This window comes from Nonomuraea dietziae, from assembly GCF_014195505.1.
In the GTDB taxonomy this organism is placed as follows: domain Bacteria; phylum Actinomycetota; class Actinomycetes; order Streptosporangiales; family Streptosporangiaceae; genus Nonomuraea; species Nonomuraea roseola.
Genome location: NZ_JACIBV010000001.1, coordinates 8,881,149 through 8,898,132, shown reverse-complemented (window position 1 = coordinate 8,898,132; position 16,984 = coordinate 8,881,149). Strand labels below are relative to the sequence as shown.

Here is a 16,984-nt window from a genome sequence, read left to right as displayed (position 1 = left end):
TTCTCTACGTCGCCGCGAACACGCGGCAACGCGGAAGTGGCTCAGTGGTAGAGCATCACCTTGCCAAGGTGAGGGTCGCGGGTTCGAATCCCGTCTTCCGCTCTGAGATCCACCCGAGGACGATTAGCTCAGCGGGAGAGCGCTTCCCTGACACGGAAGAGGTCACTGGTTCAATCCCAGTATCGTCCACCCACAGTTCCCCCAGGTCGCTTGACCTGGGGGTTCGCTGTTTCCGGAGCCTTTCAGGGACGCTTCCCCGGTGGCGCCGACGGCGAAGGCGGTCCAGCCCTGTCGCCGGCGCGGGAAGACACCGGAGCCGTCAGGGTGCCGGCCTGAGGTTGCTCGTCCAGGCGTCGATCTTGGCCTGCCACTGCTCGGGGTCCTCCGGCCTGCCGGGGATGCCCGGCCTGGTCTGCCAGGGCAGCGGTCCGTCCTCGTGGCGGTACTCCACGCCGACGGCCGCCAGGCGTGGCAGGTGCGCGGCCAGCCGGTCCCTGAAGTCGCCGAGGTCCCGCTCCTGCGTGCTCCAGACGGTCTCGGCGAAGGCCGACAGGCGGGGGAAGGCCATGTAGTCCACACGCCGGTTGGAGTCGATCAACTCGGTCCACACGGCGCACTGCGACCCGACGACGTGCGCGCCCGCGGGGTCGTCACGCAGCTCCTTGGGCAGCGGCTCGAAGGCGTAGACGTCCTCGAGCCCCAGCACGGTGCCGAACGGGACGGGCTCCTCCTCGCCGGGGGCCTGCCGGTAGTCGAGGTAGACGGACGTGCTCGGACACGTGATCACGTCGTGGCCCGCGCGGGCCGCCGCCACGGCGCCCAGGTCGCCGCGCCAGGAGGCCACGACGGCGCCGGGGGCCAGCCCGCCCTCCAGGATCTCGTCCCACCCGACGAGCCGCCGGCCACGAGCGGTGAGGAACTCGTCGAACCGGTGGATGAACCAGCTCTGGAGCGCGTCCTCGTCGCGCAGCCCGAGCTCGCTCATCCTGGCCTGGGCGGAGGGGCTCTCGCGCCACTGGTCCTTTCTGCACTCGTCGCCGCCCACGCAGATGAAGGGGCTGGGGAACAGGTCGAGCACCTCCTCGAAGACGTTCTCGAAGAAGGTGATCGTCGCGTCCTCGACGTTCAGCACGTTGACGCCGACGCCCCAGGTGGTGCGCACCTCGAGCGGCTCGTCGAGGTTGCCGAGCTCGGGGTAGGCGGCGATCGCGGCCTGGGTGTGGCCCGGCAGGTCGATCTCGGGCACGACCATGATGTGACGGCGCGCCGCGTAGGCGACGATCTCGCGGATGTCGTCCTGCGTGTAGTAGCCGCCGTGCGGGCGGCCGTCCATGGCGCCGTTCCAGCCGGTCTGGCTCTCCCTGCGCCACGCGCCCACCTCGGTGAGCCTGGGATAGCGCCTGATCTCCAGCCGCCATCCCTGGTCGTCTGTCAGGTGCAGGTGCAGGACGTTGAGCTTGTGCATCGCCATGAGGTCGATGAACCGCAGCACATCCGCTTTTGTCATGAAATGGCGGGCGACGTCGAGGAGGCAGCCGCGATAGCCGAAGCGCGGCTCGTCCTCCACGTGCACGGCGGGCAGCGCCAGTGTCCCGCCGATGCCCGCCTTCCTGAAGGCCTCTGACGGCAGCAGCTGCCGCAGCGTCTGGGCCCCGTAGAAGGCCCCCGCGGGACCGCCCGCCACGATCCGCACGCCCTCGGCCCCGACCGTGAGCCGGTAGGCCTCCGGCGCCAGGTCGCCGAGTCCGAGCGTGATCGCTCCCTGGCCCTGCCCTCCCGGGAGCAGCTCGCCGCCGGTGACGGCGCCGAGTTCGCCGCGCAGCCACGCGGCCACCTCGCTCAGCGCGGGATCGGCGACGAGCGCGGTCCGCCTGCCGAGGACGAACCGCCCCGGCCTGGTCTCGTACAGGACAGGCTTGGGAATGATCATTAAGTGCGACCTCCTAGGCGCAGGTGATGGTGGCGTCGGCGAAGTCGGCGTGGTCGGAGAAGACGTTGTCTCCGCCGTTGGCCGCGACCAGCCGTACGAACATGGCGCCCTCGACCGGGGCGGTGACCTTCTTGGCGGGCTGGGCTCCGGTGAGCACGCCGGAGTGGGCGACGCGCCCGCCGTCCGCCCAGACCTCGAAGTCGACCGAGCCGGCCGCCCCTGCGCTGTCATCGATCCCGGCCTGGAACTCGACGGTCGTGCAGCGCCCCGCCGTGTAGAACTCGATGTCGGCGCGCGCGTGCGTGCCGAGCCCCTTGGCGTGGACGACGCCCTCGATGGTGAGCGGTGTGCCGTCGCCCTGTCCCTGCCCGCCGACGTTCTGGTCCCGCTCGACCGGTCCCCAGTGGCTCGTGGACCTCAGCCACTGCAGGTCGCTCAGGTAGCTTCTGCCCGGGCCTGGCGCGTGCGCGACCCTGGCGACGGACGTGGCCTCGAGGGTGCGCGTGGCCAGGACGGCGGTCGCGGTGAGCGTGTGCTCCGCCTGCTGCGCTCCCGCGGGAGCGGTGACGGCCCAGCTCGCCTCGCCCGTCCTCCTGGCCTGCCACCCTTCCGGTACGGCGAGCGTCATCCTGGCCTCGCCGAGCCGTCCCGTGCGGCCCACGTCGACGACCCTGGCGACGACCTCCCGCTCCAGGCCAGGCTCGAAGACGGAGGGCCTGTCGTCGCCCAGGACCGCCGCGGGGTCCAGCTCGAACAGCGCCAGCGAGGGGTCCTTCTGCCCGCCGGGGCCCACCCTGTACATGACCGAGCCGTGCGCGGGCACCGAGGCGGCCAGGTCACCCGTGGTCGAGGAGACGGCCCCTGTCCACAGGTCCTCGACCCGGTAGCGGGGAGCGGCAGGCAGCTTCAGCCTGCTGCCCTTCACGGAGATCGTCGCCTGCCTGTCGCTCTCGTTGAACAGCACGATCGCGCGGTCGCCGTTCTCCAGCGGCTTGGAGATGACGTGGTACCAGCCGTCGCTCTGCACGAGGCGGCCCATCGCGCCGAGCCTGTCCTGGTCGACGGCGATCACCTTGGGGTTGGCCACGATCGAGGCCGGGGCCCTGCCAGGGTCGGCCTGGAGGATCAGCGGGGCGGCGCCGACGGCCCAGAGCGTGAACTGGCTGCGGTACTCCGCCTCCGTCATGCCGCCGCGCCCGGCCTGGATGAGGTCGGGATCGGCCCAGCTGCCCGCGCGGGCGTGGTCCGCGCGCAGGGAGTTTGTCTCCCAAATGCCGAGCATCGTGGAGTAGCTGTCGGCGATCGGCCGGTTGACGACGTTGATGCGCCAGGTGGTGGCCAACTGACCGCCCCAGAGCCACGGGACGCTGTTGCCGTCCTCGTTGTTCATGGCGAAGACCATCGAGTCACCGATCGCCTGCCGCATGCGCGGGTAGAGCGTCTCGGCGATGTCGCGGGAGGTCTTGCCGGGGAAGTCGGCCGTGGGGATGTTGCACCAGTCGTACTTGAGGTAGTCGACGCCCCAGGTGGCGAGCAGCGCGCCGTCCGCCGCCTCGTTGCCGTAGGAGCCGGGGCCGCCTCCCGCGCACGCCTTGGTGCCGGCCGACAGGGCGAGCCCGAGCTTGAGTCCCCTGCCGTGCAGGTGGTCGGCCAGGGCCTTGATGCCGGAGGGAAAGCGCGTGGGATGGGCGGCCAGCGCTCCCGAGGTGCGCTGCGGGGCCAGCCAGCAGTCGTCGATGATCACGTAGCGGTAGCCGGCCTGGCTGAGCCCGGCCATGGCGTCGGCCGCCTGCCGTACCGAGGTCTCGGAGACCGAGCAGCCCAGCGTGCGGCTGTTCCAGCCCATCGGAGGGGCCTCGACCGCGGGTGGCGCGGCCGTACGGGCCTGCGCGCCCGACAGCGGTAAGGCGAGCACGCCGAGGAGAGCCGCCGCGAGGGCGGCCGCGGATGTGCGCATGGGGGTTCCCGTCAGACTGGGTTGAGGCTCGGGCTGCCGGGCTCGATGACGAACGAGCCCGAGGTGTAGGCGGGGGCGTGCGGCTCGGTCACGCGGGACAGGGATCGGAAGTCCACCCTCATCTCGGTCTGCGAGATGCGGCTCCTGACGTAGCCGCGGCGGCCGTTGAAGAACTTGACGTGCGGGTTCTCCCGCAGGAGCGCCTCGGTGTTCCCGTACTCGTCCACGCCGTCGCCCGCGCTGCTGACCGACGTGGTGACCAGCTCGACGGCCACCGACTTCGAGCCGGGGTCCTGGTGGTCGCGCTTGAGCTCGCCCGCCCAGTGCGAGTGCACGTCGCCGGTGAGCACGACGCCGTTGCGGTCATGGTCGTCGATGGCGGCGGCCAGGCGGTTGCGGGAGGCGACGTAGCCGTCCCAGCCCTCGTTGGACCAGCCCCTCTGCTCGCCGAGGACCCAGTCCATCTCCATCATGAAGACCTGCTGGCCGAACAGGTCCCAGGTGGCCGACGACGAGCGCAGCTCGCCCTCCAGCCAGGCCTCCTGCTCTCGGCCCAGAATCGTGCGGTCGGCGTCGAAGCGCTCCACGCACTCGGGGCCGACCGTTCCCGCCGGGACCACGCAGGCGTACAGGTCGCGGTACTGCCGGGTGTCGAGCAGGTGCAGGTTGGCCACCGCGCCCCAGCGGATGCTGCGGTAGAGGTGGAGCTTGTGGCCGTCGGGGCGCTGCGCCCTGCGCAGCGGCATGTTCTCGTAGTAGGCCTGGAAGGCGGCGGCCCTGCGCGGCAGGAACGGCGGCTCCGGCTGCTCGGGGACGTCCGCCGCCCAGCCGTTCTCGATGTCGTGGTCGTCCCACACGACCACCCATGGCGCGATGGCGTGCGCCTGCTGCAGGTCGGGATCGCTCTTGTGCTGGGCGTGCCGTAATCGGTATCCGGCCAGGTCGAGGCACTCTCCCCCGGCCTGGTCGCGCACGGGGTACTTGTAGTCGCCGTACTCGTAGAAGTAGTCGCCGAGGAAGGCGACGAGGTCGGGGTGGTCCTCGGCCATCCTGCGGTAGGCGGTGAACCAGCCGACCTGGTAGTCGGCACAGGAGGTGAAGGCGAGGTTCAGCTCTCGGCTGCGCGCGCCGGGCGCGGGGGCGGTCAGCGTGCGGCCCACGGGCGAGATCTCGTCGCCCGCGCGGAAGCGGTAGAAGTACTCGGCGCCCGAGTCCAGGCCGTCGAGCTCGACGTGCACGCTGTGCGCCGCCTCCGGCCTGGCGATCTCGGCGCCCTGCCGTACGACCTGCCTGAAGTTCTCGTCCTTGGCGACCTGCCACCGCACGGGCACCGGACGGCCCGGCATGCCGCCGAGGCCGTCGAGGGCGGTCGGGTCCATGGCGAGGCGGGTCCACAGGACCACCCCGCGCGGGTCGGGCTCGCCCGAGGCGACGCCGAGCTGGAAGGGATCGGACAACGGGGCGCGCCGGGCCGCCGCCGCCGGGCGCGCGGGTGAGACACCCGGCGCGGCGACGAGGCCCAGGCCCCCGGCGAGGAGCGAACGCCGAGTGATCATTTGATGGTCGCGTTCCCCTCGGTCACAGCCTGGTCGGCGGCCTGCTGGGGGGTGATCTTGCCGAGGTACATCTCGTTGAAGATCTGGTTGAGCTTCGGCTCGAAGCCGGGGAAGCCGGTGGTGACCGGCAGGTTGAAGGTGGTGCCCTCGGTCTGCTTCAGGTACGGCGCGACGTCGATCTTCTTGGCCTTCCAGTAGTCGACATAGCCCTGGGAGAGACCGCCGAGGGCGGGGATGACGAACCCCTCGTCGGCCATCAGCTTCTGCGGCTCCCTGGTGGACAGGTAGGCCGCGAGCTTCATCGCCTCGTCAGGGTGCTCGGTCTTGGCGTAGACGGCCTCGGACAGGCCGTTGATGTTGACCGCGCGACCCGCGGGGCCTTCGGGCATCATCGCGACGCCGATCTCGAAGGTGGACTCGGGCGCCACGAACGGGAGCAGCGCGTTGTTGGCGGGGAACATCGCCACCTCGCCGGCCTGGAACATCTCCGTGGCCTTGCCCGTCGGCGGATTGGTCCGGGTGGCCGGCGGCGAGACGTGGTGCTTGTTGACCAGGTCCACCCCGAACTGCAGGGCCTGGACAGAGGCGGCGTCGTTGAAGGCGTAGGCGCCGAAGGGCTTGTCGAGCAGCTTGCCGCCGTTGGAGACGACCCAGTTCATCCACTGGGTCTGGTAGTGGTTCCACGAGGCGAAGCCGTACGTCTTGACCTTGGCGGGGTCGAAGCCGTCCTCGCCCGGATGCTTGCCGCCCTCGTCCACGGTGAGCTTGCGGGCCAGGTCGAGGAAGGTGCCGCTGCCGTCGGCCTTCCAGGTGAGGGTCTCGGGCATCTCGACGCCCGCGCGCTCGAACAGGTCCTTGTTGTACAGCAGGCCGACGATGCCCAGGTCCTTGGGGACGCCGTACAGCTTGCCCTCATGGGTGTAGGACTCGACGACGTTCTTGTCGTAGGCGGCGGTGTCGAGCTTGAGCGCGGACAGGTCGGCGAGCACGCCCTTGGTGACGTACTCGGGGAACTGGCCGGTGTTCATCCAGAACAGGTCGGGCGCGGTGCCCGCGACCGCGTCGGCGGTCAGCTTGGTCCAGTACTGGTCCCATGGCAGGACCTCGATGGTGACGTCGATGGCCGGATTGGCCTTCTCGAAGGCCGCCATGATCTTGTCGTAGCCGACCCTCTGCTGCTCGTCCCAGATGCGGTAGGTGAGCGCGACCTTGTCGCCCTCACCTGCGCCCGAGTCTCCGGAGCCGCAGGCGGTCAGGGTGAGCATGGCGGCGCCGAGCAGCGCTCCCGCCATGCGGAATCGGGGGGTGATCATGATTCGCCTTTCACTTCAGACCGGTGAGGACCACCGACCGGACGATGTAGCGCTGGAAGAAGACGAAGATGGCGATCATGGGGACCAGGGCGATGAGGCCGCCGGCCATCATGAGGTTGTAGTCGACGCCGATGCCGACCTTGAGGCCGGCGAGCGCCACGGTCATGACCTTGGTGTCGTCGCCGCTGGTGATGATCAGGGGCCACAGGAAGCTGTTCCACGACGAGATCACCGTGATGATCGCAAGAGTGCCGAGGGCGGGCCTGCACAGCGGCAGCAGGATGCGCACCAGGATCGTCATCGGCCCCGCCCCGTCGATCCTGGCCGCCTCTTCGAGGCCGCCGGGCAGAGCGCGGAAGAACTGCCGCATCAGGAAGATCCCGTACGGCGTGCCGAGGATGTACGGCGCGAGCAGGCCGTACCAGGTGTTGATGACGTCGAGCTCGCGCATGATGAGGAACAGCGGGATCATGGTCACCGCGCTGGGCACCATCATGGTCGCCACGTACAGCCAGAACAGCGCGTCCCTGCCGCGGAAGCGCAGCCTGGCGAAGGCGTAGGCGGCGAACGTGGTGAAGACGAGCTGGCCGATCGTCAGCACGGCGGTCATCAGCACGGTGTTGCCGAGGTAGCGGGGGAAGTCGCCGCCGAGCAGCCTGGTGATGTTGGCCAGGGTCGGCGGCAGACCGGGCAGCCACGGGTCGGTGGAGTTGAGCTGCCCCTGCGTCTTGAAGGCGGTGAGCACGACGAGCAGGTAGGGGAAGACCGAGACGAAGGCGCCGGTCACCAGGGCGGCGTAGAGAAGGAATCGCTTCATGGCTCCTCAGCTCACGTCGTAGGTGGTGCGCCTGCCGAAGAAGCGGACCTGCGCCAGCGTCACGGCCAGGATGATCAGGAAGAGCAGCATCGAGAGCGTCGAGGCGTAGCCGAAGTCGAACTCCCTGAAGGCGGTGCCGTAGATCCGGAAGTTGAGCACCTCGGTGCTCTGGCTGGGCCCGCCGTCCGTCATCACGAAGACGGTGTCGAAGACCTGGAAGGCGCCGATCAGGTTGGTCACCATGACGAAGAACATCGTGGGGTTGAGCAGCGGCAGCGTGATCCTGAAGAAGCGCTGCCGGGGGGTGGCGCCGTCGGTGGCGGCGGCCTGGTGGAGCTCGCGCGGGATGCCCTGCAGGCCGGCCAGGAAGAACAGCATGTTGTAGCCGGTGTTCTGCCAGACGGTCACCAGGGCGATCGCGGGCAGCGCCCATGCGGGGTCGGACAACCAGTCGGGCCCGGTGATCCCCACCAGGGCCAGCGCGCTGTTGATCGCGCCGTCACGGGGGTCGAAGACCCAGTTCCAGACCAGGCCGATCACGATCGGCGTGGCCATCCACGGCACGACGAACAGCGCGCGGTAGATCTTCACGCCTTTCGCGCGCTGGTTGAGCAGGAGCGCGAGGCCGAGCGCGAGGAGCGTCTGCAGCGGCACGCACAGCAGCACGTACAGCAGGGTCACGAGCAGCGAGTGCCAGGCCTCGCCGTCGCCCGCCAGGCGGCGGTAGTTGTCCAGGCCCACGAAGGCCGGCTCGGAGAGCAGTTCCCAGTCGAAGAAGCTCAGCCCGAAGACGATGACGACGGGCAGCAGCAGGAAGGCGAAGACGCCGAACAGGCTGGGGCCGATGAACAGGTAGGCGTACCACTCGCCGGAGCGGCGCCGCCTGGGACCCGCTCCCGGACGGGCGGCTCCTGGCTCGGCCTTGCCTCGGTCGCGGGCCAGGAGCGTCGCCATCACGACGGCTCCGTGCGGGTGGGGATCATCAGGCGTCTGGTCGTCTCCATGCCCCAGTCGTCGAGCGCCGCGATGGGGTCGCTCGAGCCGCGCAGGCCGCCGGTGGCGTCGATGTGCGCGGCCCACTCCTCGCGCGCCTCCACCCCCGGACGGGCCATGATGCAGTCGGGGTCGTTGACCCACCAGCGCGCGTGCAGGAACTCCCTTGCCGCGCCGGTGAGCCTGGCGCCGAGCTGGGACGGCTGGCTGATGTCGCCCGCCTTGGGCTGGAGCGTGGGGGCGATGTCGGGGCTGACCCGCATGATGTCCACCAGGCCGATGCTGGGCAGCATCGGCGCGCCGCACCCGTGCAGGGTGGCGTCGGCGCCCGCGCCCTCGCGGATCAGCTCCAGGCCGAGGCGGTAGGCCGCGATGGGGTCGATGTCCCGGTGGCGGCGGCCGCGGAGGGCTCCCGCGTAGACGAAGTCCAGCTTGAAGTGCGTGATGCCGAGCCCTCCGAACGACCTGAAGACGTTCACCAGGTGGGCGGCGGCCTCGGGGTGGGTGACATCGAGGACGGCCAGGCCCTGGTCCCACATGCGTCCTGCGTCCGCCCCGCCCACCAGCCACTCGGGATGCTCGCGGAAGACGCGGCTGCGCTCGCCCACCAGGAAGGGCGCGGTCCAGATGCCGGCCCGCCTGCCGGCTTCGACGACGGCGGCGCTCGCCCGCTCCAGTGAGCCGAATCCGGGACGCGGCTCCAGCCAGTCGCCGATCTCCGCCTCGTAGCCGTCGTCGATGAGGAACATGTCGGCGCCGAGGCCGTGCCGCTCGGACAGGCGCAGGTTCTCCACGACGTCGTCCTCGGTGACCTTGTCCCAGTAGCCGTACCAGGTGCACCACATGGGCGCGACCGCGGGAAAGCTCGCGGGGGCGAAGCCGGTGGCCATGGTGTCGGCCCAGCCGCGCAGCGCCCCATCCAGCCCGCCTTCGGCCCGCCAGTGCCGTACGGGGCCGTCGGAGGAGACGACCACGCGGCCGCCTTCGAGGCGGGCGCGGATGGAGGGCACCTCGAGCGGGCCCCGGTGCCGACCAGACCTCCACGGGGCCCCCGTCGCCCGGGTCGAGGGCGAGCAGACCCTCGCCCTGGAACAGCCCGTCGGGGACGGGGGTCTCAGGGCGGTAGCAGAGCGTCTGGATGGTGGGGTCGGCCGCTCTGGGCGGCCGTTCGTCCAGGCGGTAGGCGCCCGTCGGGCTCCACGACTGCCAGCCGTGCTCGAACACCAGCGCTGTCCTGGGATCGCAACCGACCTCGCCGACGTCTTCAAACGGCATGAGAAGCCCTTCCTGTCGCCTAGTTACGAAGGAGCGCTTCATTAGTAGCATCGCGCTTATCCGAGGGTCAATGGACACCATTGGGGAAAAGCGCCTGGCGCAGCCCGGAGAGGTCTCCGTCTGGTGCACACTTAATGAGGAGACCTACATTAGGAGGTGGCGATGGCGAACCTGCGTGGCGGCGATCTGTCCCGGCTACGGCAGCTGAACTCGCTGTCGGCGATCAGGGCACTTCGCGGCGCGGGACCGCTCACGCTGTCGGCGCTGGCCGAGCGCACCGGCCTGTCCAGGCCCTCCACGAAGGAGGTCGTGGACGAGCTGGCGCAGGTGGGCTGGGTGGAGGAGGTGCCGCCGAGCCCCGGCACGATGGGCAGGCCCGCGCGACGCTACCGCTTCAGGGCCAACTGCGGCTACCTGGTCGGCATCGACATAGGGGCGCACAACGTGCGGGCCGCGCTCGCCGACCTCGACGGCCAGGTCCTGGCAGAGACCAGGCAGCCGGCGCTGCCCGGCGCCCCGCTCGACGACCGGCTCGCGGCGATCGAGAGGGCGGTGTCCGGATGCCTGACGCTGAGCGGGAAGACGGTGGCCGACCTCTGGACGGTGGCCGTCGGCACCACGGGCATCGTCACCCCCGACGGCAGGGTCGCCTACTCCGCGTCGGTGCCGTCCTGGACCGGCCTCGACCTGGCAGGACGGCTGCGCGAGATGTTCCCCTGCGAGGTGCTGGTGGAGAACGACAGCAGGCTGGCCGCCCTGGCCGAGAGCAGGCGCGGGGTGGCCCGGGGCTCGCGCGACGTGGTCTTCCTGCACGTGGCCAGGCGCATGGGAGCGGCGTTGATCATCGACGGGCGGCTGCACCGCGGCTTCGGCACGGCGGCGGGCGAGATCGGCATGCTGCCGGAGATGCGCTGGCTGCAGGCCACCGACCATCTGAACGGGTGCGCCATCGTGCCCGAGGAGACCGCGCCCGAGGACGCGGCGGGCTACACGCTGGCCGCGGCCAGGAGCGGCGATCCCGTGGCTCTCGACGCGGTCGGCCGCTACCTGGACGACCTGGCTGTGGGGGCCGCCGCGATGGCGTTGCTGCTGGATCCGGAGGTCGTGGTGCTGGGCGGCGGCTTCTCCCGCGCGGCCGACGTGCTGCTGGAACCGCTGCGGGAGCGGCTCGAGCGCTCCTGCATGCGGATGCCCGAGGTGCTGGCCTCGACACTGGGCGAGGAGTGCGTGGTGCTCGGCGCGATCGACTACGCCGTCGACCACCTCGACCGCCAGCACTTCACGGCCGACGCCGGCCCCGTCCCGCCGCAGGCGGCCGTGACGAGCCGCTGACCCGGCCGCCCCGGCGGAGTCGCCGACCCGACGTGCCCTCACGGGTCGCCGACGCGACGACTGACCGGCAGGGGCGCCGGCCTGACGGGCAGGGGCGCGGGACGGCGGGCGTCCCGCGCCCCTGGGCCCGGTCAGTCGTCGCGGTCGCCCGGCTCGGCGGGGCACGGGTCGCCGATGTGGACGGGCGGGACCGGCCGCAGCACCCGGCGCCGCTGGTCGGTCAGCTCCTTCAGCCAGGCCTCGTCGTAGGCGTAGCCGTACCTGCTGCTCGTCCAGACCGGCCCGTACCTGTAGATGACGACCCTGCGCTCGCCGGGGTTGGTGCGGGTGGAGCCGCCGTGCATGAGCCCGTCGACGAACAGCAGCGCGTCGCCCTTGGCCAGGTGGACGGGCACCGCGCCCGGCAGGGTGTCCATGCGGTCGCCCCTGGCGTAGTCACCGGCCAGCGGGTGCGGGAGGTTCGACTTGTGGGAGCCGGGCACGACCATCGTCGCGCCGTCGCCCTCTCCGATGTCGGTGAGGGCCAGGATGATGTTGACCTGGGCGCACCGGAAGACGCCGTGGGAATAGCCGTAGCTGCCGCGCAGCGCGCCGCGGTAGCCGCCCGAGTGCACCGGGTGGTGGCCACCCGACTCGCGGATCGAGGCGATGGTCTCGTCGATGAACACGCCGGGCACGTAGCTGCCCTCCTCCCCCGCGAAGTGCTTCACGAGGGCGAACCAGCTCGGGTGGTCGACCAGTTCCTCGAACGGCCGGCCTGCGGCCACGGCCTGGTGCAGCTCGAAGCCGGTCTCCGGGGTGTAGTCGCGACGCTGCGCGCCCCGGTACCAGTCGCCGCGCGCCAGGTCGCGGGGGAAGGCGTCGAACTCCGCGTCGAGCCGTGCGAGCAGGTCGCCGTCGACCGCGTTCTCGAGAATGAGGTAGCCGTTGAGGTCGAACAGGAAGTCGTCGAGTTCCGACATGGTGCGTGCCTCCAGGCGAGGTGGGGATGCCCCCACTCTGCGGTGCCGCACCCCATGAGGTCATCCGGCCCGGATCACCGACCTGTCGCATATCCTCAAGGTGTGCGATCGCTGGTGCAGGTGGTCGGCTTGCAGACGTTCCACGTGACCTCGGGGCCGATGCCCACCTCGCACATCCACCCCGAGGTGGAGCTCAACCTCGTGCTGTCAGGCGGCGCCCGCTACGCGACCGTCTCGGGCACGCTCGACCTGCCGCCGGGACGGCTGGCCGCCTTCTGGGGCGGCTATCCGCACCGCCTGGTCTCCGAGCACGACGTCGACTTCCTCTGGGCCACCATTCCGCTGGCCGACCTCACGGGCACGCCCGCACTGCGCGGCCCGCTGGACCGGCTGCTCCAGGGCGAGTTCCTGTACGGCACCGCCGAGGAGGGCCCGCACGACGCCTTCCTGATGGCCCGGTGGGACACCGACCTCAGGCCCGGCCCGCGGCCCGACGTGGCCGAGTTGTGCCTGCTGGAGATGCACGCCCGCCTGGCCCGTCTGGCGCGAGGGCAGCGCCCCGCGAGGACGGCCGGCGAGAGCGAGGCCAGGGCGGCCGAGCGCATGCTGGCCGTCGTCGCCCGCCGCTACACCGAGGACCTCACGGTGGACGGCATCGCCGCCGACGCCGGTGTGCACCCGACCTACGCCGCGCTGGCCTTCAAGCAGACGCTGGGCATGCCGGTGTGGCAGTACGTCACCAGGCTGCGCGTCGCCCACGCGCGCCGCCTGTTGTCGGTCACCGGCTGGGGCGTCGACAGGGTCGCGCACGAGAGCGGGTTCCAGACGCGGTCGAGCTTCTACCGCGCCTTCCGCGACGCGCTCGGCAGGACACCGACCGAGTACCGGCGTCAGCCCGACTCCATGCTGTGACGCAGGCGGCGGCGGTACTCCCTCGGCGACAGCCCGAACGCCCTGCTGAAGACGCGGCTGAAGTGGAAGGGGCTGACGAATCCCGACGCGTCGGCGACCTGGCCCACGTCCATGTCGGTGACCTCGAGGAGCCTGGCGGCGTGCCGGACCCTCGCCTCCCTGACCGCCTGCATGGGGGTGCGGCCCGTCTGCTCGGAGAACAGGTGCGCCAGCCTCGACGGCGACAGCGCGACGACGCGGGCCAGGGAGGCGACCGTGTGCGGGGCCGAGGGCTCGGCCGCGATCAGCGCCTGGACCTGTCTGACGCGCGGATCGCCGCCCCCAGGCCGGCGAGCCGCCGCCGTGGCCAGCAGCAGCACCTCCTCGACCGCCCCCATGACCAGCTCGCGGGCCTCGGCGGCGGCCGCCACGACCGGCTGGACCGGCTGGGAAGGAGAGGCGGGCGCGCCGTGCCCCGACCACCTGGCGTCGGCGCCCGCGCGAAGAAGCGCCTGCTCCACCCGGTCGTGACCGGCGCCGTGGATCACGTGGCAGCCAGGCGCCAGCGCGTACGGCGCCAGCCACGGCAGCCAGGCGGGCCTCGGCTGGAAGTGCACCCACCAGAACCGCCACCGCTGCTGATCCGGCGCGGTCCTGTAGTACTGGGCCGCCCCAGGCCCGAGCACGACCAGGTCACCCGGGCCTGCCGTGGTGCGCACGCCCGCCTGCTCGACCAGCCCCGCCCCTGCCTGCGTCCACATCAGCAGCCAGCTGGGCGAGCCGCCGGTACGGCGCGTCGCGTATCCGGAGTGCTGGTCGAAGTGGCCGACGATCACCAGCTCGGCAGCAGGAACGGACATGTCCTCAACCGTCACGGGCATACCATCGCACGGCCGCGCTGCCTAGCGTGAGAGGCATGAGGACCGCAGACTTCCACGACCAGGGGTACGTCGTCGTGCCCGGACTGCTCGGCACGGAGGAGGTGGCCGAGCTGCGCGACGAGTTCATGCGGATGCACGAGCGCGGCCCGATCCCCGGGCACTTCACGCCGACGCCGCAGGAGCCCGGCGGGCCGTACGACATCCTCCGCGAGTTCCCCAGGGTGATGCACCCGCACCAGGTGAACGACGTCGCTCTGCGCTACCTGCTCGACCCCAGGATCGCCGCCATCCTGCGCGAGCTGCTCGGCGAGGAGCCGATAGCAGCGCAGAGCATGTTCTACTTCAAGCCGCCGGGTGCGAGGGGGCAGGCGTTGCATCAGGACAACTTCTACCTGCGGGTCGAGCCTGGCACCTGTGTCGCCGCCTGGATCGCGATCGACAGGGTCGACAGGGCCAACGGCGGGCTCGAGGTGGTGCCCGGCACGCACCTGATGGACCTGTTCTGCCCCGAGGAGGCCGACACCGAGGTCTCCTTCACCCGTGAGTACGTCCCGCCGCCGCCCGGCCTGGAGCGCGTGCCCGTCGACATGAACCCCGGTGACGTGCTGTTCTTCAACGGCAGCCTGGTGCACGGCTCTGAGCCCAACTCGACGGCCGACCGGTTCAGGCGCAGCTTCATCTGCCACTACGTCGGACGCTCCACCGAGCGGATCTCCTCCTGGTACCCGACGCTCACCATGGCGGGCGAGCGCGTGGGGATCGCCGCCTCGACCGGCGGCGGCCCGTGCGGGACCGAGACGGCGGTGGGGCCTCACTAGACCGCGGGGCCAGACCACCGCGCTCGGGGCGGCTCATCCCGCCGGCTCTCGGGGCGGCCATCCGCCTCGGCGCTGGCGAGATGGACCGTCTCGCGGGCCTCTACCGGCCGCTGCCCTGACATTGCCGTGTCCTAGTATTCCGGGCCATGCGTGTTCTGCTCGCCGGGGCGACCGGCGCCATCGGCCGCCAAATGCTGCCCCTGCTCCTGTCGGCGGGGCACACCGTCGTCGGCACCTCCAGGTCCGCCTCGGGGGTGGCCGCGATCAGGGCGGCGGGCGCCGATGCCGTACGGCTGGACGTCTTCGACCGCGACGCCACCTTCCGGGCGCTCGCCGACGCCAGACCCGACGCGGTGATCCACCAGCTGACCGCGCTGGGCGAGCGGCGCTTCGAGGAGAACGCCCGCATCCGGCGCGAGGGCACCCGCAACCTGGTCGAGGCGGCGGTGAAGGCGGGCACAGGACAGATCGTCGCGCAGTCGATCTCGTGGGTGTACGGGCCCGGCGCCGCTCCCGCCACGGAGGACGAGCCGCTCGACGCCTCAAGGGAGGGACTGGTCGGCCCCGCGAGGGCGCTGGAGGAGGCCGCCGCCTCGATGGAGCGGCACGTCGTGCTCCGCTACGGCCTGCTCTACGGGCCGGGCACCTGGTACTCCCCCGGCGGGTGGGCCGAGGGCGAGCTGCGCGAGGGGCGGCTGGCCGCGGGGGCCGCGGTCAGCTCGTTCGTGCACGTCGTGGACGCGGCGCGGGCGGCGCTTCTGGCGCTCGACTGGCCCGACGGAGTGGTCAACGTGGTGGACGACGAGCCCGCCGCGGCCTGGGAGTGGGTCCCCGCGCTGGCCGCCGCCCTGGACCTTCCCGCTCCCCCGCTCACGGTGGAGCGAGAGGGGTGGGAGCGCGGGGCCTCGAACGCCAAGGCCCGCGCGCTCGGCTGGCGGCCCGCCCACCCGTCGTGGCGGATCGGCTTCCCCGGACTCACCCGCTGATCGCCCGGTCAGAACCGCCAGCGGGTCTGGCCGTACTCACCCTCTCTGGCGAATCCGAAAGCCTGCTGGGGCGTGACCGCGAAGACCAGCGCCCTGCCGCCCTCGCCCGCGAAGGCGCCGTCAGCCACGTCGAAGTGCCAGCTTGGGCCGTACTTCTCCTCGTAGGCGGCGGCCAGACGCCGCAGCGCCTGCTCGTCGCGCACCTGGACCGCCTCGCCCTCGACCACCACGTCGGTCCCCTCGGTGAGAGAGTTGCCGCCGGTGGTGAGGACGCAGCGGGTGTTGGTCTCCAGGTTCCTGGCCTTGCGCTCGGCCGGGCCCGTGCAGAAGTGCAGCGCGCCGTCCAGCCAGATGCCGATCAGCGGCGTGACGTGCGGCCTCCCGTCAGGGCGCACGGTCGACAGCCAGTAGATCTCCGCGCGCTCCAGCAGGCCGCGCGCCTCGGACCAGCTGACCGGGGTCGCCTTGTCGCTGCTGAACCGGGAGTCGAGCTCGGTCGTGGGCTCTTTCTCTGCCATGCCTTCCGGCATATCACTTGGGGAAGGAGCGGCGCACGAGGGCGCGCACGTCTTTCTCAAGCTCGGGGACGGGACCCTCGACCTGAACGCCGGGGACGACCTCCTGGATCGGAATCGGCCTGACCGGCGAGGCGGGCGTGCCGAGCTCGGCCCGCCATGCGGTGAGCTGGGCGGCGGAGGTCGCGTAGACGATGCGGCCCAGGCCCGCCCAGCCGTGGGCGGCCGAACACATCGGGCAGTGCTCGCCCGAGGTGTAGAGGGTCGTGGCCGCGCGCTCCTCGGCGGGCAGGTGGGTGGCCGCCCACCTGGCCAGGTCGATCTCGGGGTGCCTGGTCGGGTCTCCGGAGGTGGTCTCGTGGTTGCGTCCCTCTCCGAGGACGGTGCCGTCGGCGGCGACAAGGACCGAGCCGAACGGGTCGTCGCCCGCCTCGACGGCCTCTGCCGCCAGTTCCACACAACGTCGTAGATGCCGTAGATCGATCTCGTTCACAAGGCCATGCTAGAGGCGGCCTCCCCTGCCGCCCCTTGCGACCACGCCACGATCGCCGCAGACCCCGTGTCGCCCCTGCGCGGCCCACGCGAGGCCGGCCCTTCAGGACGGCCCACCCCAGGCGGCACGCGCAGACCGGCCACGCGAGGCCGATCGCCCGCGACCCGCACGCCCGGGACCGGACGTGCGGGACCGCACCAGCGCAACCAGGGCCGTTGAAGCGGGCCCGTGGGACCGGACGCGCGAGTTTCAAGTCCGGCCCTGA

At 71.3% G+C, this 16,984-nt stretch carries 15 protein-coding genes and 2 tRNA genes; 6 read left to right on the top strand and 11 right to left on the bottom strand.

The features are described from left to right. Positions 1-30: 30 nt before the first annotated feature. Positions 31-102 (top strand) — tRNA-Gly (locus tag FHR33_RS42310). 15 nt (positions 103-117) lie between these two features. Continuing rightward, positions 118-189: transfer RNA gene (locus FHR33_RS42305), tRNA-Val, on the top strand. Positions 190-319: 130 nt separating this feature from the next. Here FHR33_RS42305 and FHR33_RS42300 read toward each other — a convergent pair. Genes FHR33_RS42300 through FHR33_RS42270 form a run of 7 tightly spaced genes read right to left on the bottom strand, consistent with a single transcriptional unit; the run spans position 320 to position 9,576 of the window. Beyond that, complete coding sequence (locus tag FHR33_RS42300; RefSeq protein ID WP_183659741.1) at positions 320-1,930, bottom strand: beta-N-acetylhexosaminidase; 1,611 nt, start codon at positions 1,928-1,930, stop codon at positions 320-322. 13 nt (positions 1,931-1,943) lie between these two features. After that, positions 1,944-3,887 carry an NPCBM/NEW2 domain-containing protein gene (locus tag FHR33_RS42295; RefSeq protein ID WP_183659740.1) on the bottom strand — a complete coding sequence of 648 codons (1,944 nt, stop codon included), beginning with the start codon at positions 3,885-3,887 and terminating at the stop codon, positions 1,944-1,946. An 11-nt stretch (positions 3,888-3,898) separates the two neighbouring features. Continuing rightward, positions 3,899-5,443, bottom strand: a complete 1,545-nt coding sequence (locus tag FHR33_RS42290) for an alkaline phosphatase D family protein (RefSeq protein ID WP_183659739.1) — start codon at positions 5,441-5,443, stop codon at positions 3,899-3,901. After that, positions 5,440-6,756 (bottom strand): ABC transporter substrate-binding protein, encoded by a 1,317-nt coding sequence (locus FHR33_RS42285; protein WP_221241466.1) that lies wholly within the window; start codon positions 6,754-6,756, stop codon positions 5,440-5,442. Before FHR33_RS42285 ends, FHR33_RS42290 begins: the two co-directional genes overlap by 4 nt. A gap of 10 nt (positions 6,757-6,766) precedes the next feature. Continuing rightward, complete coding sequence (locus tag FHR33_RS42280) at positions 6,767-7,573, bottom strand: carbohydrate ABC transporter permease (RefSeq protein WP_183659738.1); 807 nt, start codon at positions 7,571-7,573, stop codon at positions 6,767-6,769. A 6-nt stretch (positions 7,574-7,579) separates the two neighbouring features. Continuing rightward, positions 7,580-8,527, bottom strand: a complete 948-nt coding sequence (locus FHR33_RS42275; RefSeq protein ID WP_183660629.1) for a carbohydrate ABC transporter permease — start codon at positions 8,525-8,527, stop codon at positions 7,580-7,582. Further along, positions 8,527-9,576: a glycoside hydrolase family 36 protein gene (locus tag FHR33_RS42270; protein WP_221241464.1), complete on the bottom strand. Its 1,050-nt coding sequence runs from the start codon at positions 9,574-9,576 to the stop codon at positions 8,527-8,529. Before FHR33_RS42270 ends, FHR33_RS42275 begins: the two co-directional genes overlap by 1 nt. Before the next feature lie 427 nt (positions 9,577-10,003). Between FHR33_RS42270 and FHR33_RS42265 the strand changes: the two genes are divergently transcribed. Further along, a complete protein-coding gene (locus FHR33_RS42265) occupies positions 10,004-11,173 on the top strand; it encodes an ROK family transcriptional regulator (protein ID WP_183659737.1) in 1,170 nt (389 codons plus the stop codon). A 131-nt stretch (positions 11,174-11,304) separates the two neighbouring features. On the opposite strand, the gene FHR33_RS42260 is transcribed toward FHR33_RS42265, so the two are convergent. Next, on the bottom strand, positions 11,305-12,135 hold the full coding sequence (locus FHR33_RS42260; RefSeq protein ID WP_183659736.1) for a phytanoyl-CoA dioxygenase family protein: 831 nt from the start codon (positions 12,133-12,135) through the stop codon (positions 11,305-11,307). A 102-nt stretch (positions 12,136-12,237) separates the two neighbouring features. Here FHR33_RS42260 and FHR33_RS42255 point away from each other — a divergent pair, with 102 nt between their 5' ends. Beyond that, positions 12,238-13,047, top strand: a complete 810-nt coding sequence (locus tag FHR33_RS42255) for a helix-turn-helix domain-containing protein (protein WP_183659735.1) — start codon at positions 12,238-12,240, stop codon at positions 13,045-13,047. On the opposite strand, the gene FHR33_RS42250 is transcribed toward FHR33_RS42255, so the two are convergent. After that, the gene (locus tag FHR33_RS42250; RefSeq protein WP_221241463.1) at positions 13,026-13,886 is read right to left on the bottom strand and encodes a helix-turn-helix domain-containing protein; all 861 of its coding nucleotides are present in this window, start codon (positions 13,884-13,886) and stop codon (positions 13,026-13,028) included. The two genes, FHR33_RS42255 and FHR33_RS42250, sit on opposite strands and share 22 nt — an antisense overlap. 56 nt (positions 13,887-13,942) lie before the next feature. On the opposite strand from FHR33_RS42250, the gene FHR33_RS42245 reads away from it, so the two are divergent. Together FHR33_RS42245 and FHR33_RS42240 are read left to right on the top strand one after the other, a co-directional pair. Beyond that, positions 13,943-14,725 carry a phytanoyl-CoA dioxygenase family protein gene (locus FHR33_RS42245; RefSeq protein WP_183659733.1) on the top strand — a complete coding sequence of 261 codons (783 nt, stop codon included), beginning with the start codon at positions 13,943-13,945 and terminating at the stop codon, positions 14,723-14,725. 146 nt (positions 14,726-14,871) lie between these two features. Beyond that, complete coding sequence (locus tag FHR33_RS42240; protein ID WP_183659732.1) at positions 14,872-15,711, top strand: NAD-dependent epimerase/dehydratase family protein; 840 nt, start codon at positions 14,872-14,874, stop codon at positions 15,709-15,711. An 8-nt stretch (positions 15,712-15,719) separates the two neighbouring features. Here FHR33_RS42240 and FHR33_RS42235 read toward each other — a convergent pair whose 3' ends face one another. Beyond that, a complete protein-coding gene (locus tag FHR33_RS42235) occupies positions 15,720-16,229 on the bottom strand; it encodes a pyridoxamine 5'-phosphate oxidase family protein (RefSeq protein ID WP_221241462.1) in 510 nt (169 codons plus the stop codon). Between the two features lie 13 nt (positions 16,230-16,242). After that, on the bottom strand, positions 16,243-16,719 hold the full coding sequence (locus FHR33_RS42230; RefSeq protein ID WP_183659730.1) for a nucleoside deaminase: 477 nt from the start codon (positions 16,717-16,719) through the stop codon (positions 16,243-16,245). Between the last annotated feature and the right edge of the window lie 265 nt (positions 16,720-16,984).